At 71.7% G+C, this 24,050-nt stretch carries 23 protein-coding genes and 1 pseudogene; 3 read left to right on the forward strand and 21 right to left on the reverse strand.

The annotated features are described in order from the left end of the window. Positions 1-173: 173 nt before the first annotated feature. The 4 genes from BQ9890_RS00240 to BQ9890_RS00255 all read right to left on the reverse strand — a co-directional run bounded on the left by BQ9890_RS00240 (position 174) and on the right by BQ9890_RS00255 (position 4,306). Positions 174-923: a succinate dehydrogenase/fumarate reductase iron-sulfur subunit gene (locus BQ9890_RS00240; protein WP_075888435.1), complete on the reverse strand. Its 750-nt coding sequence runs from the start codon at positions 921-923 to the stop codon at positions 174-176. Next, complete coding sequence (locus BQ9890_RS00245; RefSeq protein WP_268258634.1) at positions 920-3,025, reverse strand: fumarate reductase/succinate dehydrogenase flavoprotein subunit; 2,106 nt, start codon at positions 3,023-3,025, stop codon at positions 920-922. The genes BQ9890_RS00240 and BQ9890_RS00245 overlap by 4 nt, the downstream gene beginning before the upstream one ends. After that, on the reverse strand, positions 3,007-3,714 hold the full coding sequence (locus BQ9890_RS00250) for a succinate dehydrogenase/fumarate reductase transmembrane subunit (RefSeq protein ID WP_075888436.1): 708 nt from the start codon (positions 3,712-3,714) through the stop codon (positions 3,007-3,009). Before BQ9890_RS00250 ends, BQ9890_RS00245 begins: the two co-directional genes overlap by 19 nt. Positions 3,715-3,910: 196 nt before the next feature. Next, the gene (locus BQ9890_RS00255; protein WP_075888437.1) at positions 3,911-4,306 is read right to left on the reverse strand and encodes a hypothetical protein; all 396 of its coding nucleotides are present in this window, start codon (positions 4,304-4,306) and stop codon (positions 3,911-3,913) included. 75 nt (positions 4,307-4,381) lie between these two features. Here BQ9890_RS00255 and BQ9890_RS00260 point away from each other — a divergent pair, with 75 nt between their 5' ends. Beyond that, positions 4,382-4,903, forward strand: coding sequence for a GNAT family N-acetyltransferase (locus tag BQ9890_RS00260; protein WP_075888438.1), 522 nt, complete (start codon positions 4,382-4,384; stop codon positions 4,901-4,903). A 34-nt stretch (positions 4,904-4,937) separates the two neighbouring features. On the opposite strand, the gene BQ9890_RS00265 is transcribed toward BQ9890_RS00260, so the two are convergent. The 7 genes from BQ9890_RS00265 to BQ9890_RS00295 all read right to left on the reverse strand — a co-directional run bounded on the left by BQ9890_RS00265 (position 4,938) and on the right by BQ9890_RS00295 (position 12,736). Beyond that, complete coding sequence (locus BQ9890_RS00265) at positions 4,938-5,438, reverse strand: DUF3145 domain-containing protein (protein WP_075888439.1); 501 nt, start codon at positions 5,436-5,438, stop codon at positions 4,938-4,940. 133 nt (positions 5,439-5,571) lie between these two features. After that, positions 5,572-6,063, reverse strand: a complete 492-nt coding sequence (gene def / locus BQ9890_RS00270; protein ID WP_075888440.1) for a peptide deformylase — start codon at positions 6,061-6,063, stop codon at positions 5,572-5,574. A 5-nt stretch (positions 6,064-6,068) separates the two neighbouring features. After that, entirely contained in the window at positions 6,069-7,880 is a 1,812-nt protein-coding gene (locus BQ9890_RS00275; RefSeq protein WP_075888442.1) for a proline--tRNA ligase, read from the reverse strand. 223 nt (positions 7,881-8,103) lie between these two features. Continuing rightward, positions 8,104-8,736 (reverse strand): hypothetical protein, encoded by a 633-nt coding sequence (locus tag BQ9890_RS00280; RefSeq protein WP_143226182.1) that lies wholly within the window; start codon positions 8,734-8,736, stop codon positions 8,104-8,106. A gap of 85 nt (positions 8,737-8,821) precedes the next feature. Continuing rightward, positions 8,822-9,958, reverse strand: coding sequence for a flavodoxin-dependent (E)-4-hydroxy-3-methylbut-2-enyl-diphosphate synthase (gene ispG / locus BQ9890_RS00285; protein ID WP_075892459.1), 1,137 nt, complete (start codon positions 9,956-9,958; stop codon positions 8,822-8,824). A 31-nt stretch (positions 9,959-9,989) separates the two neighbouring features. Continuing rightward, the gene (locus BQ9890_RS00290) at positions 9,990-11,315 is read right to left on the reverse strand and encodes a hypothetical protein (protein WP_075888446.1); all 1,326 of its coding nucleotides are present in this window, start codon (positions 11,313-11,315) and stop codon (positions 9,990-9,992) included. A gap of 149 nt (positions 11,316-11,464) precedes the next feature. Then, a complete protein-coding gene (locus tag BQ9890_RS00295) occupies positions 11,465-12,736 on the reverse strand; it encodes an alpha-amylase family protein (protein ID WP_075888448.1) in 1,272 nt (423 codons plus the stop codon). A 94-nt stretch (positions 12,737-12,830) separates the two neighbouring features. Between BQ9890_RS00295 and BQ9890_RS00300 the strand changes: the two genes are divergently transcribed. Then, on the forward strand, positions 12,831-13,676 hold the full coding sequence (locus BQ9890_RS00300; protein ID WP_075888450.1) for a putative RNA methyltransferase: 846 nt from the start codon (positions 12,831-12,833) through the stop codon (positions 13,674-13,676). A 118-nt stretch (positions 13,677-13,794) separates the two neighbouring features. Here BQ9890_RS00300 and BQ9890_RS00305 read toward each other — a convergent pair whose 3' ends face one another. Together BQ9890_RS00305 and BQ9890_RS16025 are read right to left on the reverse strand one after the other, a co-directional pair. Beyond that, positions 13,795-15,165: a site-2 protease family protein gene (locus tag BQ9890_RS00305; RefSeq protein ID WP_078062115.1), complete on the reverse strand. Its 1,371-nt coding sequence runs from the start codon at positions 15,163-15,165 to the stop codon at positions 13,795-13,797. Further along, a pseudogene (locus tag BQ9890_RS16025) lies at positions 15,060-15,482 on the reverse strand (alpha-amylase family glycosyl hydrolase); the annotation flags it as partial. The pseudogene BQ9890_RS16025 and the gene BQ9890_RS00305, both read right to left, overlap by 106 nt. A gap of 94 nt (positions 15,483-15,576) precedes the next feature. On the opposite strand from BQ9890_RS16025, the gene BQ9890_RS00315 reads away from it, so the two are divergent. Beyond that, positions 15,577-16,422, forward strand: a complete 846-nt coding sequence (locus BQ9890_RS00315) for a putative RNA methyltransferase (RefSeq protein WP_075888450.1) — start codon at positions 15,577-15,579, stop codon at positions 16,420-16,422. 118 nt (positions 16,423-16,540) lie between these two features. On the opposite strand, the gene BQ9890_RS00320 is transcribed toward BQ9890_RS00315, so the two are convergent. From BQ9890_RS00320 to tsf, 8 genes are all read right to left on the reverse strand, one after another. Continuing rightward, positions 16,541-17,779: a M50 family metallopeptidase gene (locus tag BQ9890_RS00320; protein WP_075888456.1), complete on the reverse strand. Its 1,239-nt coding sequence runs from the start codon at positions 17,777-17,779 to the stop codon at positions 16,541-16,543. Continuing rightward, a complete protein-coding gene (gene dxr / locus BQ9890_RS00325) occupies positions 17,776-19,002 on the reverse strand; it encodes a 1-deoxy-D-xylulose-5-phosphate reductoisomerase (protein ID WP_075892461.1) in 1,227 nt (408 codons plus the stop codon). The genes BQ9890_RS00320 and dxr overlap by 4 nt, the downstream gene beginning before the upstream one ends. A gap of 44 nt (positions 19,003-19,046) precedes the next feature. Further along, on the reverse strand, positions 19,047-19,598 hold the full coding sequence (locus tag BQ9890_RS00330) for a DivIVA domain-containing protein (protein WP_075888458.1): 552 nt from the start codon (positions 19,596-19,598) through the stop codon (positions 19,047-19,049). Further along, positions 19,595-20,845: a dual-specificity RNA methyltransferase RlmN gene (gene rlmN, locus BQ9890_RS00335; RefSeq protein ID WP_075888460.1), complete on the reverse strand. Its 1,251-nt coding sequence runs from the start codon at positions 20,843-20,845 to the stop codon at positions 19,595-19,597. The genes BQ9890_RS00330 and rlmN overlap by 4 nt, the downstream gene beginning before the upstream one ends. Before the next feature lie 5 nt (positions 20,846-20,850). After that, positions 20,851-21,741 carry a phosphatidate cytidylyltransferase gene (locus BQ9890_RS00340; protein WP_075888462.1) on the reverse strand — a complete coding sequence of 297 codons (891 nt, stop codon included), beginning with the start codon at positions 21,739-21,741 and terminating at the stop codon, positions 20,851-20,853. Next, positions 21,741-22,298 carry a ribosome recycling factor gene (gene frr / locus BQ9890_RS00345; RefSeq protein ID WP_075888464.1) on the reverse strand — a complete coding sequence of 186 codons (558 nt, stop codon included), beginning with the start codon at positions 22,296-22,298 and terminating at the stop codon, positions 21,741-21,743. Before frr ends, BQ9890_RS00340 begins: the two co-directional genes overlap by 1 nt. Beyond that, complete coding sequence (gene pyrH / locus BQ9890_RS00350) at positions 22,295-23,038, reverse strand: UMP kinase (RefSeq protein ID WP_075888466.1); 744 nt, start codon at positions 23,036-23,038, stop codon at positions 22,295-22,297. The genes frr and pyrH overlap by 4 nt, the downstream gene beginning before the upstream one ends. Before the next feature lie 98 nt (positions 23,039-23,136). Continuing rightward, on the reverse strand, positions 23,137-23,970 hold the full coding sequence (tsf, locus tag BQ9890_RS00355) for a translation elongation factor Ts (protein ID WP_075888468.1): 834 nt from the start codon (positions 23,968-23,970) through the stop codon (positions 23,137-23,139). Positions 23,971-24,050: the final 80 nt, after the last annotated feature.

The following is a 24,050-nucleotide window of genomic DNA, read 5'->3' on the forward strand; positions in this document are numbered from 1 at the left end:
CCTCCGCCGACCCCGCGCACCCTCCCCGGTACGCGGGGTCGCCGCTTTGACGAGGGCGGACCACCAGTGGACACTGCGGACAGGACGGACCTCAGTGCCCGAACAGAGCGGACTTCGAGCCCAGAACAGAGCGGACCTCGGTGCCCGAACAGAGCGGACTTCGCCGAGGGGGGTCAGGTGCGCTTGGGGTGCAGGGCTGCGCCCCAGCGCTCCCTGCCCACGGCGGCGACCGCCCCCAGGGGGATGTCGGCGGGACACACCCGCGCGCACTCCCCGTACCCCGAGCAGGGTCCGAACTCCTCGTCCAGGACGCGCGAGATGGCCCGGGCACGGTCGGCGCGCTCCAGGGCGGGGATCGGCAGTGCCGCCAGGTGCGCGATGCGGGCGCCCGCGTAGAGCGCCGCCGACCCGTTGGGGCACGCGGCCACGCAGGCCCCGCACCCGATGCAGGCCGCCAGGTCGAGTGCCTCCTCCGCGGTGGTGTGCGCGACGGGCACCGCGTCCGCGTCCGGCGCGAGTCCGGTGTCCACGGAGGCGAAGCCCCCTCGCAGGGTCACGTCGTCGAGGACACCGCGGTCCACCACCAGGTCCCGCAGGACGGGGAAGACACCGCTGCGCAGCGGTTCCAGGCGGACCCGCGTGCCCTCACCGCGGTCCCCCACCCGCTGGTGGCAGGCAGGGAGGTTGTCGGCCCATCCGTGGGGACGACCGTCCACGGTCAGCCCGCAGGCCCCGCAGATGCCCTCCCGGCAGTCGGACTCGAAGGCGACCGGCGCCTCGCCGCGGCCGGTGAGCTGCTCGTTGAGGTGGTCGAGCAGCTCGAGCACAGACATGCGCGGATCACAGTCGGGGACGTCGTAGGTGACGAAGGCACCGGCCGTGTCCGGACCGGCCTGGCGCCACACCTCCAGCTCGAGTCTCATGCGTAGCTCCTCGTGGCGATCCCCACGCTGCGGAAGGTGAGGAACTCCGCGTGGTGGGTGCAGTGCGGGAGGGTGCTCTCCCCCGGTCCGGCACCGTCCTCCCAGCCCGAGGTCGTCCAGGCCGAGGTCAGCATCCAGTGCGCGTCGTCACGGCGTGCCTCCCCGTCGTCCTGGTGCTCGGCGCGGAAGTGCGCCCCGCAGGACTCCTCGCGGTGCCAGGCGTCCACGCACATGAGCTCCGCCAGCTCGAGGTAGTCGGCGACCCTCCCGGCCTCCACCAGGTCCTGGTTGTACTCCCCCTCGACGCCGCTCACGCGCACGTCGCAGTGGAACTCCCGGCGCAGGTCCGCGATCTCCGAGATCCCGCGCTCCACGCCCGCCCGGTCCCGCACCACCCCGCAGTCGCGGTACATGATCTCCCCCAGCCGCCGGTGGAACTCCTTGGCGGGTGTCCCCCCGTGCACCGCGAGCAGTGCGGCCTCCCGCGCCGCCACGCGCTCCAGCGCGGAGGTCACCACGGGGTCGCCCTCGTCGACGAGGTCCTGCCCGAGCAGCCCCGCCAGGTAGTCGGGCACGGTGCGCGGGACGGTGAAGGACCCGTCCACGCAGGCGGCGAGCAGCGAGTTCGCGCCGAGCCGGTTGGCACCGTGGTAGGCGGCGTTGGCCTCCCCCGCCACGAAGAGGCCGGGGAGGGTGGACATCAGGCGGTAGTCGACCCACAGGCCACCCATGGTGAAGTGCGCGCCCGGGGCGATGCGCATGGGGCGCGTGTAGGGGTCCTCACCGGTGGCGTCGCGGTACATGGTGAAGAGGTTCCCGTAGCGCTCCGCGATCGTGTCGCGCCCGAGCCGCGCCAGGGCGTCGCGGAAGTCGAGGTAGACGGAGTTGTGCAGGGGCCCGACGCCGTGGCCGGAGTCGATCTCCGCACGCGCCGCCCGTGAGGCGATGTCGCGCGGGGTGAGGTTCCCGAAGGCGGGGTACTTCCGCTCCAGGTAGTAGTCGCGCTCGTCCTCGGGGATCTGCGAGGGCGGCCGGTCGTCGCCGGGTTCGCGGGGCACCCAGATGCGCCCGTCGTTGCGCAGGGACTCCGACATCAGGGTCGTCTTGGACTGCCAGGGTGTGGAGACCGGCAGGGCGGTCGGGTGGAACTGGATGAACGAGGGCGAGGCGAAGGCGGCCCCCGCCCGGTGGGCACGCCAGATCGCCGTGGCGTTGGAGTTCTTGGCCAGTGTGGAGTGGAAGTAGACGTTGCCGTAGCCGCCCGTCGCCAACACGACCGCATGGGCCCGGTGGACCCGGATCTCCCCGGTGGTGAGGTCACGGGTGACGACCCCGCAGGCGCGTCCGTCCCTGACCAGGACGTCGAGGACCTCGTGGCGCACCCACAGGGCGACGTGCCCGGCGGCGACCTGGCGCATGAGGGCGGAGGAGGCCGCCACCTGGAGTTGCTGGCCGGTCTGGCCGCGCGAGTAGTAGGTGCGCGAGACCTGCACTCCCCCGAAGGAGCGGGTGGACAGGGAGCCGCCGTACTCACGGGCGAAGGGGACCCCCAGTGCGTTGAGGTGGTCGATGACGCGGGTGGACTCCTCGCCGAGACGCCAGGCCTCGGACTCCCGCGCCCGGAAGTCCCCACCCTTGACGGTGTCTCGCACGAAGCGGGCCAGCTGGTCGCCGTCGACGCGCCGGGCGCGGGCGGCGTTGATCCCGCCCTGGGCGGCCACTGAGTGGGCGCGCCGGGGGGTGTCGTGGGCGGTGATCGCCTCCACGTGGAACCCGAGCTCCGCCAGGGAGGCGGCCGCCCCGGCCCCCGCCAAGCCGGTGCCGACCACGACCACGGTGAGTCTGCGCCGGTTGGAGGGGCTGACCAGGCGCGCATCGGCGACGAAGCGCTCCCACATCTCCTGGGGTGCGGCATCGGGCTGGTGGGCGTCCAGCGGGTTCCCCTCGGACAGGACCACGCCCGGGGGTGAGCTCAGGGCCTGTCCGCCCCCGCGGTTCCCGCTCCTCCCGCGTCCACCGGAGGTGGGGTCGGTGTCCTCGCCCTGGCGGATGCCCAGGCGGTCCCAGATGTCGCGCAGGTCCATCACAGCACTCCCGTCCACGCGGCGATGACGACCGCGCCGTCCCCGACCAGCACCACGATCGCCACCGCGTGGGCCACGACCTTCGCCACGGCCCGTCCTCGCGGACCGCTCCCGCCGAGGTCCTGCCACGCCAACTGGATGCCGTGGGCGAGGTGGAGCGTGAGCGCCAGGAGCACGAGCAGGTAGAAGGCCGCCATGAGGGGCCGCCCGAGGGAGGCGGCCACGTTCGCGGCGGCGTGGAAGGAGGGATCGGGGTGCCGGAAGCCCGGGGCCTCGACCCAGCGGCCCACGGTGAGGTCGAGGATGTGCACCACCACGAAGAGGAGGAGCAGCACGCCCGTGGGGAGCATCCACCGGGCCGACACGCCCCGTGGGGCGAGCCTGCTCGCCCCACGGGTGCGCGTCGCCCGTCCCCGCCGCCACAGGACCAGTGCGAAGGCCACGTGCAGGACGAGGCAGACGGCGAGGGCGATGCGGAAGATCCACAGCAGCCCCTCACGGGGAAGGACGGGCTCGAAGGCCTCACGCAGCCAGGCCGCGTAGGCGTCCATCCCCTCGGGGTCGACGAGGACCTTGAGGTTGCCGAGCATGTGGACCACGACGAAGGCCGCCATGACCAGACCGGTGAGCGACATGACGGTCTTGGCGACCCATGTCGGCACGAGGACTCTGCGCCGTGCGACCTCACGACGTCCGTGGATCTCCATGGTTGCCTCCTTCCCTCCCACCGTAGCGGGAGGGATCCGCGTGGACCCGCCGGACAGGCTGTCACCAGCCCGGACACCTCGCTCTCCCCCGGCCCACCGCGTGATCGTGGGATCAACGTCCCGGGACGGTGACTCCAGAGTGGGCGGGGGCGGCGTCCGGGGCAGCACCCGGGAAGCGGTGCCCGGGTGGGAGTGCTCAGGACGCGGCGGCGCTCCGGGACAGGGCGAGCAGGTCCCCGAGGGTCTCCAGGGCGTCGATGTCCGCATCCTTGAACTGGACGCCCAGTCCACGTTCGACGGAGGTGGTGACGGCGTAACGCCCGATGGTGTCCAGGTCGAGGTCACCGGTGAGTGTCAGGTCCTCGCGGGCGTCGGCGGGCTCCAGGGAGGTCTCCGCGAGCACGGCCTCCAGGACGACCTCGTCGCAGGTGGGTGTCGCGGACGCGTCCGGTCCCGACGCGCCCTCCTCCGCGCCCGCTTCCGGGAGTGCGGCAGCCCCGCCCTCGTCGACGGGGGCAGCGTTCCCCTCCCCGTTCCCGGGAGGGGTGGGATCGGAGAGGTCGAAGCCGAGGAGTTCCGCGATGGTGCCCATGGGGCAAGGGTAGCGGGCCCGGTGCCGGGCGGACCCGGGCAGTCGGCGGCGGGACATCGGCGGTAGGTTGGTCCGGTGGAGATCCAGCACTTCGGGGCGTCGGAGTGGGCTGCCCTGCCCGTCCGGGACAGGCAGCAGGTCCTGGCACTGTACCTGCAGGACATGCCAGACATCACCGGCGGGACGATCGGGGATCCCGATGACGAGCAGGCCTTCCTGGACGGGTACGGCCGGTGGCTCGACGGTTACCTCACGGACGCCTCGGCAGAGGTGGTCGTCGCTTCGGTCGCGGGCGTCCCGGTCAGCGCGGCCCGCCTCGCCCACCAGGACGAGCGGCACCCCCTGGAGGACTTCATCGAAGCGCTCCAGACCTCTCCCGGACACCGACGACAGGGCCTGGCGCGAGCACTGCTCGTGCACCTGGCCTCCGACGAGGGGCACCGCGAGTTGGTCGCCGAGGTCCACGTCCGCAACATCGCCTCGCAGCGGGCGTTCGCCGCCGCAGGCTTCGTCAACCACGGGGAGGTCCCGGGCGTCACCGAGGACCACATGGAGCTGTGGGTGTCCGCTCCGCCCGCCACACGGACGGCCCGATGACACGACGTCGCCCCCGTCCGGGGGACGTCGCCGCTCAGCCGACCCGGTGCAGCCAGCGCACGGGGGCGCCCGCACCGGCGTAGCGGAAGGGCTCCAGCTCCTCGTCCCAGGCCTGACCGAGCGCGAGGTCGAGCATCTCACGCAGGGAGGTCTCGTCCGTGGCGTTCTCCAGGGCAGCGCGCACCCGGTCCTCGGGGACGACGGTGTTCCCGGCGGTGTCCATCTGCGAGTGGAAGATCCCGAGCGCTGGGGTGTGGGACCAGCGTCCACCGTCGGACTGTGCGGTGGCCTCCTCGGTCACCTCGTAGCGCAGGTGCTCCCACCCGCGCAGGGCCGAGGCCAGGCGTGCGCCCGACCCCGCGGTGCCCACCCAGGAGAATTCCGAGCGCACCATTCCGGGCGCGGCGGGTTGGTCGGTCCACTGCAGGTGGACCTCCTGCCCCAGCGCCGTGCCCACGGCCCACTCGATGTGCGGGCAGAGGGCAGGGGGCGTCGAGTGCACGAAAAGCACACCACGGGTGTATGTCCCTCTCATCGTGACCTCCGGTTCGGTTGAGGAGCGTCTTCCCCTACGTCCTCCGCGAACCCGTCACCATGTGTCGTGGTGTCGTCACCAGTATGCCGCGCCGACCCGCCGGACACCAGTCCGGCCCACGGCGCGGCCCTGCTCAGAAGCCCGCCTTGCGGATGTCGCGCAGCGCCTTCTTCCGGGTGGCCCGGTCGAGCCGGTCGATGTAGATCATGCCCTTGAGGTGGTCGGTCTCGTGCTGGAGGCAGCGGCCCATGAGGCCGTCCCCCTCCACGACGACGTCGCGGCCGTCCAGGTCGGTGCCCTCCACGCGCGCGTACCAGGCGCGTTCGGTGGGGTACCAGAGGTCGGGAACCGACAGGCACCCCTCCTCACCGTCCTGGAACTCGTCGGCGGAGAGCGCCACCACGCGGGGGTTGAGCACGTAGCCCAGGTCCCCCTCGATGTTCCAGGAGAACGCCTGGAGGCTCACCCCGATCTGGTTGGCGGCCAGTCCCGCGCGCCCGTCCATGTCGACGGTCTCGAGGAGGTCCTCGACCAGGGAGCGCACGTGGTCGTCGACCTCGGTGATCGGGTCGCAGGGCGTGCGCAGGACCGGGTCGCCGATGATGCGGATGTCGCGGATCGCCATGTCCCTCAGGCCTCCTGTCCGAGCAGGGAGCGGTGCAGGGCGGTGACGGTCCCCACGGCCTCGGCCACCGGGACCTCGCGGCGCTCCCCGGTGGCGCGGGTGCGCACCTCGACGACGCCGTTGGCCAGTCCCCGTCCGACCACCAGGGTGATCGGGATGCCGATGAGCTCAGCGTCCGCGAACTTCACGCCGGCGGACACCTTGCGCCGGTCGTCGTGGATGACGTCCAGTCCCGCGGCGTCGAGCTGCTCGGAGAGCTCCCGGGCCGTGTCGAGCACGTCCGCGTCCTTGCCGATGGCGACCACGTGCACGTCGAAGGGTGCCACCTGCGCAGGCCAGGCGAGTCCCTGCTCGTCGCAGGTGGACTCCGCCAGGGCCGCCAGCACGCGGGAGACGCCGATGCCGTAGGAGCCCATGGTGACGACGCGGGACTTGCCGTTCTCGTCGAGCACGGTCAGGCCCAGGGCCTGGGCGTACTTGCGACCCAGCTGGAAGATGTGGCCGATCTCGATGCCGCGCTCCAGGTGGAGGGGCCCGGAGCCGTCGGGGGCGGGGTCGCCCTCGCGGACCTCGGCGGCCTCGATGGTGCCGTCGGCCCCGAAGTCGCGACCCTTGACGAGGCCGAAGACGTGGCGGTCGACCTCGTCGGCGCCGGTGATCCAGGAGGTCCCGTCGACGACGCGGGGGTCGAGGAGGTAACGCACGGAGCCGGTGGCGATGCCGTCCTCGTCCACGACGCGCTGGGGCGAGTTGGGGCCGATGACGCGGGGGCCGATGTAGCCGGGCACCAGTTCGGGGTGCGCGGCCAGGTCCTCAGGTGTGGCCATCTCGACCTCGGCGGGTGAGACGGAGGCCTCGAGGCGCTTCATGTCGACCTCGCGGTCGCCGGGCAGGCCGACGACCAACAGCTCGCGCTCCCCGTGGGGATGGGTCAGCGCCACGACGACGTTCTTCAGGGTGTCCGAGGCCTGCCACGGGCGGTCGGCGCGGGGGTGGAGCGCGTTGGCACGCTCGACCAGGGCGGCGATGGTCGTGGAGTCCGGGGTGTCCAGCACGACGGCCTCGGGCAGACCCTCGGTGGGGAGTGCCTCGGGGGCCGGGGTGGTGACGGCCTCGGCGTTGGCGGCGTAGCCGCCCGGGGAGCGCACGAAGGTGTCCTCACCGATGGGGCTCGGGTGGAGGAACTCCTCCGAGCGGGAGCCACCCATGGGGCCGGACATGGCGGAGACGATGACGTACTCCAGCCCGAGGCGGGTGAAGATCGCCTGGTAGGTGGCGCGCTCGGCCAGGTACGAGGCGTCCAGCCCCTCCTCGTCCAGGTCGAAGCTGTAGGCGTCCTTCATGACGAACTCGCGCCCACGGATGAGACCGGCGCGCGGACGGGCCTCGTCGCGGTACTTCGTCTGGATCTGGTACAGGGTGAGCGGCAGGTCCTTGTAGGAGGAGTACAGGTCCTTGACCAGGAGGGTGAACATCTCCTCGTGCGTCGGGGCGAGCAGGTAGTCGCCCTCCCTGCGGTCCTTCAGCTTGAACAGCGTCGGTCCGTACTCGTCCCAGCGCTCGGTCGCCTTGTAGGGCTCGGCGGGCAGCAGGGCCGGGAAGAGGACCTCCTGGCCCCCCATGCGGTCCATCTCCTCGCGCACCACGGCCTCCACCTTGCGCATGACGCGCAGGCCCAGCGGGAGCCAGGTGTAGATGCCGGGGGCAGTGCGCCGGATGTAGCCGGCACGGACGAGGAGCTTGTGGGACTGGACCTCCGCGTCGGCGGGGTCGTCGCGCAGGGTGCGCACGAAGTACGTGGACAGGGTTCTCAGCACGTCGTCAACGATAGTCGACCGGTCAGGACGGTGCGAACACCCCCCTCGCCGAGGTCCGCTCTGTTCGGGCACCGAGGTCCGCTCTGTTCGAGGCGTGAGGTCCGCTCTGTTCCACCGTCGAGGTCCGCCCCCGCGCGTGCAGCTGCGCACGTGAGCGGACTTCGAGGTCAGAAGTGAGCGGACTTCGGGGTCAGAAGTGAGCGGACTTCGCGGGGATGGGGGGTCAGTGGGACTCGGCCAGCGCCTTGACGGTGTGCAGCATGCGGTGCGTCATCACCGCGGAGGCGGCCAGGGTGGCCCGGCAGGAGGCGTCCGCGGCACGGGTGTGGGGCAGGTAGCGCTCCCGGGCGTGCAGGACGGTGGAGGCGCCCTCGTCGACGAGGACGAAGGCCCATGTCAGGTCGAACTGCATGGTGGGGGAACCCTCGGCCTCCTCCGGCACCCGTCCACCCTCGGTCGTGAGCACGAGGGCGTGGCCCGGTGAGCTGATCGCGACGCGCATCGCCATGCCCGGGGCGAGTGGGACCTCGTCCCCCACTGCACGCTCCGACCACTCGGGACGCAGCTCGTGGACGTCGGTGACCTCGCACCCGATGGCGTTCTCGATCGCGGTCCAGGAGTAGAACCCGGCGCGGTCCTGCCCGATCTGGGTCAGCCACGGCCACACCTGGTCGGCCGGGGCATGGATGGTGATCGCGCGGTCCGCCACGACCGGGGCGGTCGGCAGCAACAGGTCACCGGGCAGCGACACCGCCGCCTCGGACCGCGTCAGTCCCTGACGGGTCGGCCAGCCGGTGGCCACGGCCAGGGCACCCGCGGCGCCGAGAACGGTCAGCAGTGCGGTCCTGGTGCGCATGCGCATTCCTCCTGTGGGATCAGCGGTTGGGTCGGTAGGGGCCGCCCTCGTGGATGTGCGGCGGGAAGTGGCCGGTCGGGGTGGCTCAGCGGGCGGCGGGGATGACCTCGACGGCGCCGTCGCCCTCCTCCAGCCCCATCTCCTCGGCGAGCATGTTGGCCCGCTTGATGAGGGTCTCGACGATCTGGTCCTCCGGCACGGTCTCGACGACCTCGCCGTGGATGAAGATCTGGCCCTTCCCGTTGCCCGACGCCACGCCGAGGTCGGCCTCGCGGGCCTCCCCGGGACCGTTGACGACGCAGCCCATGACGGCCACGCGCAGCGGGACGGTGAGGTCCTTCAGGCCCTCGGTGACGTTCTCGGCGAGGGTGTAGACGTCCACCTGGGCGCGACCGCAGGAGGGGCAGGAGACGATCTCGAGGGTCCGGTCACGCAGGCCCATGGACTGCAGGATCTGGATGCCGACCTTGACCTCCTCCACGGGCGGGGCGGACAGGGACACGCGGATCGTGTCGCCGATCCCCTCGCGCAGGAGCGCCCCGAAGGCGGTGGCGGACTTGATGGTGCCCTGGAAGGTGGGGCCGGCCTCGGTGACGCCGAGGTGCAGCGGCCAGTCGCCACGCTCGGAGAGGATCTCGTAGGCCTTGATCATCGTGACGGGGTCGTGGTGCTTGACCGAGATCTTGAAGTCGTGGAAGTCGTACTGCTCGAAGAGTGAGGCCTCCCAGATGGCGGACTCCGCGAGCGCCTCGGCCGTGGCGCCGCCGAACTTCTCGTACATGCGTCGGTCCAGGGAGCCGGCGTTGACACCGATGCGCAGTGAGGTCCCATGTTCGCGGGCGGACTTCGTGATCGCCTCGATCTGGTCGTCGAACTTGCGGATGTTGCCCGGGTTGACGCGCACGGCACCGCAGCCGGCCTCGATGGCCGCGAAGACGTACTTGGGCTGGAAGTGGATGTCCGCGATGACGGGGATCGTCGACTTCCGGGCGATGACCGGCAGCGCCTCGGCGTCCTTGTCGGTGGGGCAGGCGACGCGCACGATGTCGCAGCCGGCCGCGGTGAGCTCCGCGATCTGCTGGAGGGTGGCGCCGATGTCATGGGTCTTCGTGGTGGTCATCGACTGCACGGAGATCGGGGCGCCGCCGCCGACGGGGACGTCACCGACCATGATCCGGCGCGTGGTCCTGCGGGGGAACGGCGGTTCCTTGACGGTGGGCATTCCGAGAGCGATCGTGTCAGTCACCCCCACATTATCGCTCACCTTCCCCGGGGGGCGCGGGGTGGGATCCAGTGGCGTCGGCGTCATTCGACGTGTCGACGTCGTTGAGCGCGTCGGAGGGTGCAGGGGCCACGGACCCCTGCGTGGCGGCGGGCCCGGCCGGGCTGAGGGGACCGACCGGTGGGACCTGGGCCGCCGGGGGCTGCGGGGCCAGGGGTGCGGTGGGGGCCGCGGACGAGGGCGGGACCCCCGGATCACCCACGGGTGCGGCAGAGGGTGTGGACGCCCTGTCCGACACGGGCGCCGTCGAGGGTCCCAGTGGTGGGACGGAGGGCGGCCGGATCGCCGGCGCGGGTGGTCTGAGGGTCCCTCCCCCGCCTGGATCCTGCGCGGTGGACCGGGCCGGTGCGTGATCCCCTGCGCCGGGGACCCGCGGACCTGCGGCCCGTGACCCGGTGGGTCGCTGGTCCGGACGGTGCGGCTCGGGACGCCGTGTCCCGGCCCCGGCTCCCGTACCGGGCGCGGGACCGGGCCCCGTGTCGGGTCCGGCCGGGGTCGAGGGCTGTGTGGGCCTCGCCTGGAGGGGTTGCGCCTGGAGGGGCCGGGCCTGGAGGGGCTGGGCACGCAGTGGTTGCGCCACGGGTGCCTGCGCCCCGGGGTCCGGGGGCCCGGGGTCCGGGGGCCCGGTAGGTGTCGCCGCCCGGGTGTTCCCTGCGGGATCGGCGCGATCGATGGTCCCGGTGGGGACGTCGGCACGCTCGATGGACCCGGATGCGCCGCTCGCGACGTCCAGGGGACCCGAGAGCGGCCCCGAGTGCCCGACAGGTCCGCCGGGTTGGGCCACACGATCGACGGCCTGCGCCGCGCCGCCCCGACGCGGTGCGGCGCGCAGGTCCATGGACGCGGTGACCAGCATGGCGACTCCCCCGATCACCGTCGCCGCACTGCCCAGGACGAAGAGGACCGTCGACACCTGGGGAGAGAGACCGAACGAGTTCTCGAGGACGGAGGGGACGGTCCCGGGTTGGTCCGTGGCGTCGGCGACGGCGAGAGGTCCGAGCACCGCACCCACGACGTAGAGGGCCATGGGCCACGCGGTGAGCGGTCCCACCTGTTGGCGTCCGACCCGGCGGGCCCGCAGCATCGTGAGGACGAGGACCACGAGCTGCAGGAGGAACATCGGGACTGCGGCGTAGAACAGGTACAGGACCGAGACCCACCCACTCGACCCGAGCCACTCGCGCCCGAAGGAGCCGAACAGGGGCAGGACCACGAGGGCCGGGAACTGCATGACGTGCAGGAGGGTGCGGGGGCCGGAGGGTTCCTCGGGCCCGGGGCTGGCGGCAGTCGTCGTCATGTCTCGACCCTAGCGGTGATCCACACCACTCTCCTGCGCAGGCTCCCCGGGTGGGTCGCCCTCGTCGGTGCTGCTCTCGCCGGAGCCCTGACCCGGGCGCCATCCCCAGCCCCAGCGCCAGCGCCGGGCAGCCTCGGGCCCCGGAAGCCTCAGGACTGCGTGTCGAGGAGGACCCGGCTCCCGTCCAGGATCCGCGCGCGCGCCGACGCCCCCCGCAGGTCGACCTCGAGGACCAGGTGCTGTCCCTCCTCCGGGCCGCGCAGGTCCCACTCCGCGTGCTCATTGGTGAGCTCGCGGGAGGTCGTGCGGGCCTCCACCAGCCAGGGATGACGTCGTCGCAGGCCGATGAGGTCCTGGTGGAGGCGCATCATCCGCGCGGCCCCACCGGTGGGCGGGGTGGGGTGTGCGGGGAACTCGGGGCGCACGGCGTCATCGCCGCCGGGCCGGTCCTCCTTGAGCCCGGTCATGGCGAACTCGTCCCCGTGGTAGACGACCGGCATGCCGCCCACGCCCATGAGGATCGTGACCGCCACAGCGGCGCCCTCGACCCCGACCTTCGTCGCGATGCGGGTGACGTCGTGGTTGCCGACGAACGTGGTGGGGACGAAGGTGTCCAGGAACCCGTTGTGACGTTGCAGGGACCAGTCGAGCTCGAAGAGGTTGCCGGAGTCGAGGGAACTCCAGATGGCCTTCCACAGCTCGTACTGGGTGACCGAGTCCAGTGTGGACTCCTCCACGACGGCGGGGTAGTCCCCGTGGATGACCTCGCCGACCGTGAGGAGGTCGGGGTGTGCCTCGCGCACCGGGGGCAGGACCTGCGCCCAGAACGAGGGCGGGACCGCGTAGGCCGCATCCATGCGCCAGGCGTCGACCCCCCGGTCGCACCAGTGCTCCAGCACCGAGGTGACCAGGGCGACGACCTCAGGGTCGGAGTGGTTGAGCTCCACGAGGCCGGGGTGACCCTCGAAGACCTGGGGGTACCAGTTCCCGTCCTGGGCCTGTCGGAAGTCGAACAGCGCCGCAGTCGGCGAGTCGTGCCCCTCGGCGAGTGCTCGCCGGACCAGGGGGTGTTCGCGGGAGACGTGGTTGAACACCCCGTCGCACATGACCCGCAGCCCCCGGCGGTGGCACTCGGCGACGAGGTGGTCGAAGTCCGCGTCGTCGCCCAGGCGCGGATCGAGGTGGAAGTGGTCGAGGGTGTCGTAGCCGTGGGTGGCGGAACGGAACACCGGGCCCAGTTGGAGGCCGTTGACGCCGAGCGCCACGGCGTGGTCGAGCCAGGCCTCGACGCGCCCCAGCCGGTGGGCGACCGGGGCGTGGGGATCGAGGGCGCGGGGCGCCCCGGTGAAGGTCAGTGGCATGACCTGCCACCAGATCGCGTGGTCCATCCAGCCCGGGTGGACGTGCGCGTGGTCCGCCATGGTGCTCCTTCGGGGTCGAGCGGTCGGACTTCCACTCTAGGCCGACCTAGACTCGGGGCGGTCCCGCCCTCGTCCCCCCACCCATCGGAGTCCCATGCCCCACGCGGCCCCACCCGCCCTCCTGCAGGTCCTCGACGCCCTGAGGTGTCCCCTCTGCGCAGGCACGCTGTCGGTCTCGGGCACCGCCCTGCGCTGCCCGGCCGGCCACACCTTCGACATCGCCCGCCAGGGGTACGTCAGCCTGCTCGGCGGGAGCCGGGCGACCAGCGGGGACGACGCCGACATGGTCCGGGCCCGCGAGCGCTTCCTCTCCACCGGCGCGTACGACCCCATCAGTGACGCCGTGGCGGACCTCGTCGGAGGACAGGTGGGAGCGGGACTGCTGCTGGACGTCGGGTGCGGGACCGGACGGTACGCGGCGCGGGCCCTCGACGCCCTGCCCACCACGCACGGTCTGGGGCTGGACACCTCGACCCGGGCGCTGCGGGCAGCCGTGCGGGCCCACCCGCGTCTGGCCGCAGCGACCTGGGACGTCTTCCGGGACTTCCCCCTGGTCGACGACTGCTGCGCGGTGGTGATGGACGTGTTCGCGCCGCGCAATCCCGGAGAGTTCCACCGGGTCCTGCGCGGGGACGGGCGACTGGTCGTCGTGCGCCCGACGGTGGGCCACCTGGCGGAACTGCGCTCCGAGGTGGTCGGCATGGTGGACGTCGACCCGGAGAAGGAACAGCGCCTGTCACGCTCGCTGGCACCCCACTTCGACGAGGTGGCGACGCACTCGGTGGAGTACCGCACTCCGCTGTCCCACGACGGGGCCGTCGACCTCGTGGCCATGACCCCCAGCGCCCGCCACCTCGATGCCTCGCGCCTCGGTGAGGACCCCGACCTGCCCGAGGAGGTCACCGTGTCCGTCCTCGTGACGGCCTACCGTCCGCACTGAGGCGGGAGCGAGGGCGGACCTCGCGGTCAGGACAGAGCGGACCTCAGTGCCCGAACAGAGCGGACTTCGAGGTCAGAACAGAGCGGACCTCACGGTCAGAACAGAGCGGACTTCACGGTCAGAAGAGGCGGACGGGGTCGACGATGTCGGCGGCCACCAGCAGGACCGTCATCGCCACCAGCAGTCCCCCCACCGCATAGGTGAGCGGCATCATCCGGGCCGTGTCCGCCGGCCCCGGGTCCGGGGCACCGCGCAGGCGTGCCCAGGTGCGGCGCACTCCCTCGTAGACGGCGCCGGCGACGTGCCCACCGTCCAGCGGGGGCAGGGGGATGAGGTTGAAGACGAAGAGCGCCATGTTGAGGGACGCCAGGAGCGCCAGCAGTGCCACCGCGGTCTGGCGGGTCCCGGAGGCACCGGCCGCGTCCCCGGCCTGGGTGATCTCCCCGGCCACCCGTCCCACCCCCACCACGGAGACGACACCGTTGGGGTCACGCTCCTGGGAGGTGAACAGGGACCGTCCCACGTCCCACACGGCCTGGGGCAGGCGCACGACCACCGATGCCGTACCGGTGAACATCTGCCAGGTCGTGGAGACCACTGCCCCCGGGCCCGTCCTCACGTACTCCACTCCTGCGACGATGCCGGCGGCCCACTCCCCCTGCGCGTTCCGCACAGGCGTGACCGTGAGGTCGACCTCCGAACCCGCACGCTCGACGACCACGGGCACCGCCGAGCCGTCGGACGCACCGATGGCGTCACGCAGGTCCTGCCACGAGGGGGTCGCCGTCCCGTCCCAGGAGAGGATCCTGTCCCCGGCCTCGATCCCGGCCGCCTCGGCGGGCCCCTCCACGTCGCCGGCGGACGTCGTCACGGTCGTCGTGACCTGCTGCAGGGTCGTGGAGGGTGTCGCCAGACCGATGCCCATCATGGCCACCGCGAGCAGGAGGACGCAGATCAGCAGGTTCATCGCGGGGCCGCTCGCCATGACGACTGCCTTGCGCGGGGCGGAGAGGCGGTGGAAGGCGTGGGCCTCCTGGCCCTCGGGGACCNGGGGTGCGGTGGGGGCCGCGGACGAGGGCGGGACCCCCGGATCACCCACGGGTGCGGCAGAGGGTGTGGACGCCCTGTCCGACACGGGCGCCGTCGAGGGTCCCAGTGGTGGGACGGAGGGCGGCCGGATCGCCGGCGCGGGTGGTCTGAGGGTCCCTCCCCCGCCTGGATCCTGCGCGGTGGACCGGGCCGGTGCGTGATCCCCTGCGCCGGGGACCCGCGGACCTGCGGCCCGTGACCCGGTGGGTCGCTGGTCCGNGGGTCGGAGTGGTTGAGCTCCACGAGGCCGGGGTGACCCTCGAAGACCTGGGGGTACCAGTTCCCGTCCTGGGCCTGTCGGAAGTCGAACAGCGCCGCAGTCGGCGAGTCGTGCCCCTCGGCGAGTGCTCGCCGGACCAGGGGGTGTTCGCGGGAGACGTGGTTGAACACCCCGTCGCACATGACCCGCAGCCCCCGGCGGTGGCACTCGGCGACGAGGTGGTCGAAGTCCGCGTCGTCGCCCAGGCGCGGATCGAGGTGGAAGTGGTCGAGGGTGTCGTAGCCGTGGGTGGCGGAACGGAACACCGGGCCCAGTTGGAGGCCGTTGACGCCGAGCGCCACGGCGTGGTCGAGCCAGGCCTCGACGCGCCCCAGCCGGTGGGCGACCGGGGCGTGGGGATCGAGGGCGCGGGGCGCCCCGGTGAAGGTCAGTGGCATGACCTGCCACCAGATCGCGTGGTCCATCCAGCCCGGGTGGACGTGCGCGTGGTCCGCCATGGTGCTCCTTCGGGGTCGAGCGGTCGGACTTCCACTCTAGGCCGACCTAGACTCGGGGCGGTCCCGCCCTCGTCCCCCCACCCATCGGAGTCCCATGCCCCACGCGGCCCCACCCGCCCTCCTGCAGGTCCTCGACGCCCTGAGGTGTCCCCTCTGCGCAGGCACGCTGTCGGTCTCGGGCACCGCCCTGCGCTGCCCGGCCGGCCACACCTTCGACATCGCCCGCCAGGGGTACGTCAGCCTGCTCGGCGGGAGCCGGGCGACCAGCGGGGACGACGCCGACATGGTCCGGGCCCGCGAGCGCTTCCTCTCCACCGGCGCGTACGACCCCATCAGTGACGCCGTGGCGGACCTCGTCGGAGGACAGGTGGGAGCGGGACTGCTGCTGGACGTCGGGTGCGGGACCGGACGGTACGCGGCGCGGGCCCTCGACGCCCTGCCCACCACGCACGGTCTGGGGCTGGACACCTCGACCCGGGCGCTGCGGGCAGCCGTGCGGGCCCACCCGCGTCTGGCCGCAGCGACCTGGGACGTCTTCCGGGACTTCCCCCTGGTCGACGACTGCTGCGCGGTGGTGATGGACGTGTTCGCGCCGCGCAATCCCGGAGAGTTCCACCGGGTCCTGCGCGGGGACGGGCGACTGGTCGTCGTGCGCCCGACGGTGGGCCACCTGGCGGAACTGCGCTCCGAGGTGGTCGGCATGGTGGACGTCGACCCGGAGAAGGAACAGCGCCTGTCACGCTCGCTGGCACCCCACTTCGACGAGGTGGCGACGCACTCGGTGGAGTACCGCACTCCGCTGTCCCACGACGGGGCCGTCGACCTCGTGGCCATGACCCCCAGCGCCCGCCACCTCGATGCCTCGCGCCTCGGTGAGGACCCCGACCTGCCCGAGGAGGTCACCGTGTCCGTCCTCGTGACGGCCTACCGTCCGCACTGAGGCGGGAGCGAGGGCGGACCTCGCGGTCAGGACAGAGCGGACCTCAGTGCCCGAACAGAGCGGACTTCGAGGTCAGAACAGAGCGGACCTCACGGTCAGAACAGAGCGGACTTCACGGTCAGAAGAGGCGGACGGGGTCGACGATGTCGGCGGCCACCAGCAGGACCGTCATCGCCACCAGCAGTCCCCCCACCGCATAGGTGAGCGGCATCATCCGGGCCGTGTCCGCCGGCCCCGGGTCCGGGGCACCGCGCAGGCGTGCCCAGGTGCGGCGCACTCCCTCGTAGACGGCGCCGGCGACGTGCCCACCGTCCAGCGGGGGCAGGGGGATGAGGTTGAAGACGAAGAGCGCCATGTTGAGGGACGCCAGGAGCGCCAGCAGTGCCACCGCGGTCTGGCGGGTCCCGGAGGCACCGGCCGCGTCCCCGGCCTGGGTGATCTCCCCGGCCACCCGTCCCACCCCCACCACGGAGACGACACCGTTGGGGTCACGCTCCTGGGAGGTGAACAGGGACCGTCCCACGTCCCACACGGCCTGGGGCAGGCGCACGACCACCGATGCCGTACCGGTGAACATCTGCCAGGTCGTGGAGACCACTGCCCCCGGGCCCGTCCTCACGTACTCCACTCCTGCGACGATGCCGGCGGCCCACTCCCCCTGCGCGTTCCGCACAGGCGTGACCGTGAGGTCGACCTCCGAACCCGCACGCTCGACGACCACGGGCACCGCCGAGCCGTCGGACGCACCGATGGCGTCACGCAGGTCCTGCCACGAGGGGGTCGCCGTCCCGTCCCAGGAGAGGATCCTGTCCCCGGCCTCGATCCCGGCCGCCTCGGCGGGCCCCTCCACGTCGCCGGCGGACGTCGTCACGGTCGTCGTGACCTGCTGCAGGGTCGTGGAGGGTGTCGCCAGACCGATGCCCATCATGGCCACCGCGAGCAGGAGGACGCAGATCAGCAGGTTCATCGCGGGGCCGCTCGCCATGACGACTGCCTTGCGCGGGGCGGAGAGGCGGTGGAAGGCGTGGGCCTCCTGGCCCTCGGGGACCTCCTCGGCGCTGGCGAGACGGGCCTCCTGCGCCAGCGTCGGGCGGCCGCGGCGGTTGGTGGTGCGCGTGCCGGGACGGGCCGGGGCGAACATGCCGACGATGTGCACGTAGCCGCCCAGCAGGACGGCGCGCAGGGCGTAGGTGGTCCCCCGCCACGTCCGCTGCCACAGGACGGGACCGAACCCGACGGAGTACATGGGCACCAGCACACCGAAGCGCTTGGCAGGGACCATGTGCCCGATCTCGTGGAGGGCCACCGAGACGACCAGTCCCACGACGGCCACGAGCACGCCCAGGGCGAAGCTCACCGCTGGACCTCCACGGCCTCACGGGCCCGCGCCCGGGCCCACTCCTCCACGGCGAGCACGTCCTCCAGGGTGGGATCCACGATGCCCTCGTGGGCGCCGACGACCTCGGTGAGGGTGTCCACGATGCCCAGCCAGGGCAGCTCGCCGCGCAGGAACGCGTCGACGAGGACCTCATTGGCGGCGTTGAGCACCGCGGGGTGGGTGGACGAGGCCGCCACCGCCTGGCGTGCCAGGGAGACGGCCGGGAAGGTCACGTCGTCGACGGGCTCGAAGGTCCAGGCCTGCGCGGCGTCCCACCTGAGCGGCTGCTCGACGTGTTCCAAGCGCTCCGGCCAGGTCAGACCCAGGGCGATGGGCAGTCGCATGTCGGGGGGTGAGGCCTGGACGACGGTCGCCCCGTCGTGCAAGGTCACCATCGAGTGGACGATCGACTGGGGATGGACGGTGGTGAGGATGTGCGCCGGGTCGACGTCGAAGAGGAGATGGGCCTCGATGAGTTCCAGGCCCTTGTTGACCAGGGTGGAGGAGTTGACGGTCACCACCGGTCCCATCGACCAGGTGGGGTGGGCCAGGGCCTGCTCGGGCGTCACCTCCGCGAGCTCCGCCCTCGTGCGCCCCCGGAAGGGACCACCGGAAGCCGTGAGCACCAGGTCGGCCACCTCGGAGCGGCCACTGAGCACGGGCGAGGTCAACCCTCGCTCGTGGACGCCCGCTGCCAGGGACTGCGCGATGGCGGAGTGCTCGGAGTCGACGGGCACCACCTGTCCGGGACGCACCAGTGCGCGCCGGACGAGGGCCCCTCCCACCACGAGGGACTCCTTGTTCGCCAGGGCCAGGGTCGCCCCGGAGGCGAGGGCCGCCAGGGTGGGGCCCAGTCCCACGCCACCGGTGATGCCGTTGAGGACCACCGAGTCCGGGAAGGCACCTGCCACCTGCGTGGCGGCGTCCGCGCCGGAGAGCACCTCGGGAGTGCGGGCGAGGCCGGGATGGCGGTGTGCGAGCACCTCGAGGAAGTGCGCGACGGAGCCACTGGCGAGGGCGACCACCGCCACGTCATGGGCGGCCACCTGGTCGGCCAGGAGCTCCGGGTGTGCTCCACCCGCAGCCAGGGCCCGCACGCGGAAACGCCCGGGGTGGGAATCGATGACCTCGAGGGCCTGCGTCCCGATCGAGCCCGTGGACCCCAGGAGGACGACGTCGCGGGGCGCGGAGGCGCCAGGCACTGCGGGTGTGACGGCGGCGGGTGCGGAGGAGAGGGGTGCCACGCTCAGCTGACCGCCAGCAGGATCTCCACGGCACGGCCCAGGTAGGCGTCGACAGGTCCCTCCGCGTAGGCCTTGCGGCCCTTCGCGGGTGGGAAGACGGCGTGGCGGATGTCCTCCACGCCGATGTCACCGCGGTCGTCGAAGTAGTCCGCGAGGCGGTCCAGCAGGTCGTCGACGTCGTCGACGTCGTATCCGCGACCGCGGTCGGGATGGGCGAAACGGTCCCCGCGCGGGCGCAGGAGGCGGGGGTAGAGGGTGGTCGCGCGGTCCGCGACACGTTCGAACCACGCGTTCTCACCGTTGACGGCGACGTGGTCGGCGCGGTCACGCTGGACGAAGGCGGCCTCCAGGCGGTTCATGGCGGAGTCCACCGCGTCGATGCGGTAGCCGTTGCGTCGCAGCGCGAAGGTCGCCTGACGGACCTGTTCGGCGCTGAACTGCTCGGCCGGCACCCCGCCCTCGTAGGCACGTCGTGCGTCCTCGAAGAACGCATCCACCGACTCGGGGTCGTACCCCTTGCGGAAGATGCTGACGCGGGGGAACGCGTCCGTCATCGTGCCTCCTCGGTGTCGGGCCTCGTGGCCGGGATGGCGACGGGCTTCCTGCTCTCACGCTTCTGGACGGCAGTGGCCAGCTGGCCGCAGGCGCCGTCGATGTCCGACCCGCGTGTGTCACGGATCGTGGTCACGATACCGCTCGCCCGCAGGGTCTCCACGAACTCATTCTGCGCGCGTCGCGTGGACGCCGTCCAGATGGAGCCCGGAGTCGGGTTCAGGGGGATCGGGTTGACGTGTGCCCACCCGTGCCCACGTCGGTTGAGTTCATCGGCCAGGAGCTGGGCGCGCCACGCCTGGTCGTTCATGTCCCGGATGAGCGCGTACTCGATGGACACCCGGCGTCCCGACGCCACGAAGTAGCGCCGCGCGGCGTCCAGCAGCTCCCCCACCTTCCAGCGGGAGTTGATGGGGATGAGCTCGTCACGCAGGTCGTCATCGGGGGCGTGCAGCGACACGGCGAGAGTCACGGGCATCCCCTCCGCGGCCAGCTTGTCGATGGCGGGCACCAGGCCGACGGTGGACACCGTGATGTTGCGCGCCGACATCCCGAAGCCCTCCGGCACGGGGTCCACCAGTCGGTGGAGTGCCTGGACGACGCTGCGGTAGTTCGCCATCGGCTCTCCCATGCCCATGAAGACCACGTTGCTCAGGCGGGTCGGTCCCCCGGCGAGCGCGCCCTCGGCGCAGGCCCGGTGCGCCAGGCGCACCTGCTCGATGATCTCCGCGGTGGAGAGGTTGCGGGTCAGTCCCATCTGCCCGGTCGCGCAGAAGGGGCAGGCCATGCCGCACCCGGCCTGGGAGGAGATGCACAGGGTGGTCCGCCCGGGGTAGCGCATGAGCACCGACTCGACGCGGGCCCCGTCGAAGAGCTCCCACAGCTGCTTGACGGTCTCGCCACCATCGGCCCGGAGGGAGGTGATCTCACGGGTCAGGGACGGCAGGAGGGTCTCCCGGACCACCGGGGCCATGGAGGCGGGGAGGTCGCTCATGTCCCCCGGGTCGGCCGTGAAGTGCTCGAAGTAGTGCCGGGAGAGCTGGTCGGCGCGGAAGGCGGGAAGACCCAGTTCCCGCAGTGCCACCTTGCGCCCCACGAGGTCCCGGTCCACCAGGTGCGAGGGCGCCTTCCCCCGGCGCCTGGCCGCGAAGGAGATGACCGGTCGCGCATCGGGGCTGGACGCCCCTTCGGGCGGTTGGTCGGTGGGGCGGATCTCGCGGCGCCTGCCGCGCATGTCCGGAGTCGTCATGTGTGTCACCATCCCAGTGCGGCCCGGAGGACCAGGTAGAGGACCGGCGCCGTCATGAGCAGGGAGTCCATGCGGTCGAGGACGCCTCCGTGGCCCGGCAGCAGGTTCGACATGTCCTTGAGTCCGGTCTCACGCTTGATCGCGGACTCCGTGAGGTCACCGACGGTGCCGACCACGGACGCCGCGACCCCCGCCACCAGGCCCCACCACCACTGCCCGCCCAGGAGCAGCACACCGGCCACCCCCACCGCGCAGCACATGAGGACGGATCCGGCGAAACCCTCCCAGGACTTGTGCGGGGAGATCCTCGGCGACATCGGGTGCTTCCCGAAGAGGACACCCGCCGCCCATCCGCCGATGTCGTTGGAGACGGTGACGGCCACGTAGACACCGACGACGGCCGCGCTCCCCGACTCCGAGCGCATCAGCAGCACGAAGGCCGCGAGGAAGGGCACGTAGACGGCACAGAACACCGAGGTGATGACGTCGGTGATGGTGGAGGCGCCGCGGCCCTCCATCAGCCGCCACGCGATGATGACGAAGACCGTGAGGAAGAGCGCGACCAGCATCGCCTCGGGTCCCATCGTCCAGGCGCTGACGAGGATCCCCACCGTGCCGACGTACAGGGGCGGCATCGTCACCGAGGTACCCGTGCGGGCGAAGGCCCCACCGAGTTCCCACGTGGCCATGAGGCACAGGATGACGACCAGGGCGACGAAGCCCGGGGTCCAGTAGACCAGTCCCCCTGCGAGCGCGCCGAGGAGCACCACCGCTGTCGTGACCGCGGCGGGAAGGTTGCGCCCCGCCCGGCCCGAGGCGGGCAGGGGGGCGTGGTCCTGTGTCGGCCCGGGTCGCAGGATGCGATCGAGGCGGGACCGGGTCGGCTCGGTCGCCATCAGATCGTCAGGAGCTCGCTCTCCTTGGTGGTGAGCAGCTCGTCCACCTGCTCGACGTGGGCCTTGGTGAGGGACTCCAGGGACTTCTCCGCGCGGTCGACCTCGTCCTCGCCGACCTCGCCGTCCTTCTTGAGGCGGTCGAGCTGGTCCTTGGACTTGCGACGGATCCCGCGCACGGAGACGCGCGCGTCCTCGGCCTTGGTCTTGGCCTGCTTGACGTACTCGCGGCGGCGCTCCTCGGTGAGTGCCGGCAGCACGACACGGATGACGTTGCCGTCATCGGTGGGGTTGACACCCAGGTCGGACTCGCGCAGGGCGCGCAGGATCTCCTGCGTGGCCGTGCGGTCGAAGGGCGAGATCAGCACGGTCCGGGCCTCGGGGATCTGGAAGGAGGCCAGCTGCTGCATGGGCGTGGGCGCCCCGTAGTAGTCGACGGGGATGTGCTGGAACATGCCGGCATTGGCACGCCCGGTGCGGATGTTCCCGAACTCGCTGCGGGCGACCTCGACCGCCCGGTCCATCTTGTCCTCTGCGTCGAGCAGGATGTCGTCGATCACGGTTGCTCCTTCGTCTGTGCGGGTTCGGCGCTCACCAGCGTACCGACTGAGTCGCCGAGCAGTGCCTTCGTGACGTTCCCCGGCTCGGTCATGCCGAAGACACGCATGGTCAGGCCGTTCTCCTGTCCCAGCGCGAATGCCGCGGCATCGACCACGCGCAGTCCTTGGCCCAGGGCCTCGGCATAGGTGAGGAACTCGAAGCGGGTGGCCGAGGGGTTGGTGTTCGGGTCGTCGTCGTAGACGCCGTCCACCCCGTTCTTGGCGACGAGGAGTTCGTCGCAGTGGGTCTCCAGGGCGCGCTGGGCGGAGACGGTGTCGGTGGAGAAGTAGGGCATGCCGGCTCCCGCACCGAAGACGACCACGCGTCCCTTCTCCATGTGCCGGATGGCGCGCAGGGGGATGTAGGGCTCGGCGACCTGTTGCATCGCGATGGCGCTCTGCACGCGGGAGGGCACGCCCGACTGCTCGATGAAGTCCTGCAGGGCCAGTGCGTTCATCACGGTGCCCAGCATGCCCATGTAGTCGGCGCGCGCACGGTCCATGCCCGAGCGTGACAGCTCCGCGCCGCGGAAGAAGTTGCCCCCACCCACCACGACGGCCACCTCGACACCTGCCCGCACGGCGACCGCGATCTGCTCGGCGATACCGCGCACCACCGTCGGGTCCAACCCGATGCTGCCACCACCGAAGGCCTCACCGGAGAGCTTCAGGAGGACACGGCGGCGTCCCTGGTCGTTCATCTGTGGACTCCTTCGGTGCGGGGGTGGTGGGTGGCTGGTCAGGTCGGGACCGTGGTGCGGTGATGGCCCCGCCCGGGGGCGGGGCCATCACCGTCGGTTCAGGACCCGACGTGGACGCGGACGAACTCCGTGACGGAGGCGCCGGCCTCCTTGAGGACCTTGCCCACCGTCTTGGACGGGTCACGGGCGAAGTCCTGGTCGACCAGGGCGTTGTCCTTGAAGAACGCGTTGAGGCGCCCCTCGACGATCTTCGGGACGATCTTCTCGGGCTTGCCCTCCTGGAGGGTCAGCTTCTCCAGGGTGGCGCGCTCCTTGTCCAGCACATCGGCGGGGACGTGGTCCCTGTCGAGGTAGAGGGGCTGGAACGCCGCGATGTGCATCGCGATGTCGTGGGCGACGGAGGCACCCGCGGCATCGGTGACGACGAAGACGCCGACCTGCGGGGGCAGGTCGGGGCTCGTCTGGTGCAGGTAGAGGTCGACGTGCTCGCCCTCGACACGCACCAGGCGGGTGACCTCGATCTTCTCCCCGATGACCGCGCCCATGGCGTTGACGGCGTCCTGGACCGTGCCCTCGCCCAGGGGGGCGGCGAGCAGGGACTCCAGGTCGGTGGCGCCCGAGGCGACGGCGGCATCGAGGACGGAGTGCGCGAAGTCGATGAACTTCTGGTTCTTCGCGACGAAGTCCGTCTCCGAGTTGACCTCGACCAGCACGCCGACCTTGCCGTCATCGACGACCTTGGCGGCGACCAGTCCGGCGGAGGCCACGCGGTCCTCGCGCTTGGACAGGGACTTCAGCCCCTTGAGGCGGATGATCTCGAGAGCCTTCTCGGGATTGCCCTCGGCCTCGGTCAGTGCCTTCTTGACATCCATCATCCCGGCGCCGGTCTGCTCGCGCAGCGCCTTGACGTCAGCAGCGGTGAAGTTCGCCATTGATGTCTCTCCTTCCGTGAAGAGGTTTCAGTCCTGGGTGGTCGCGGCAGTGGCCTCGGCCGCAGGTGCCTCGGCGGGGG

The sequence above is a fragment of the Actinomyces provencensis genome, assembly GCF_900155435.1.
Lineage (GTDB): Bacteria > Actinomycetota > Actinomycetes > Actinomycetales > Actinomycetaceae > Pauljensenia > Pauljensenia provencensis.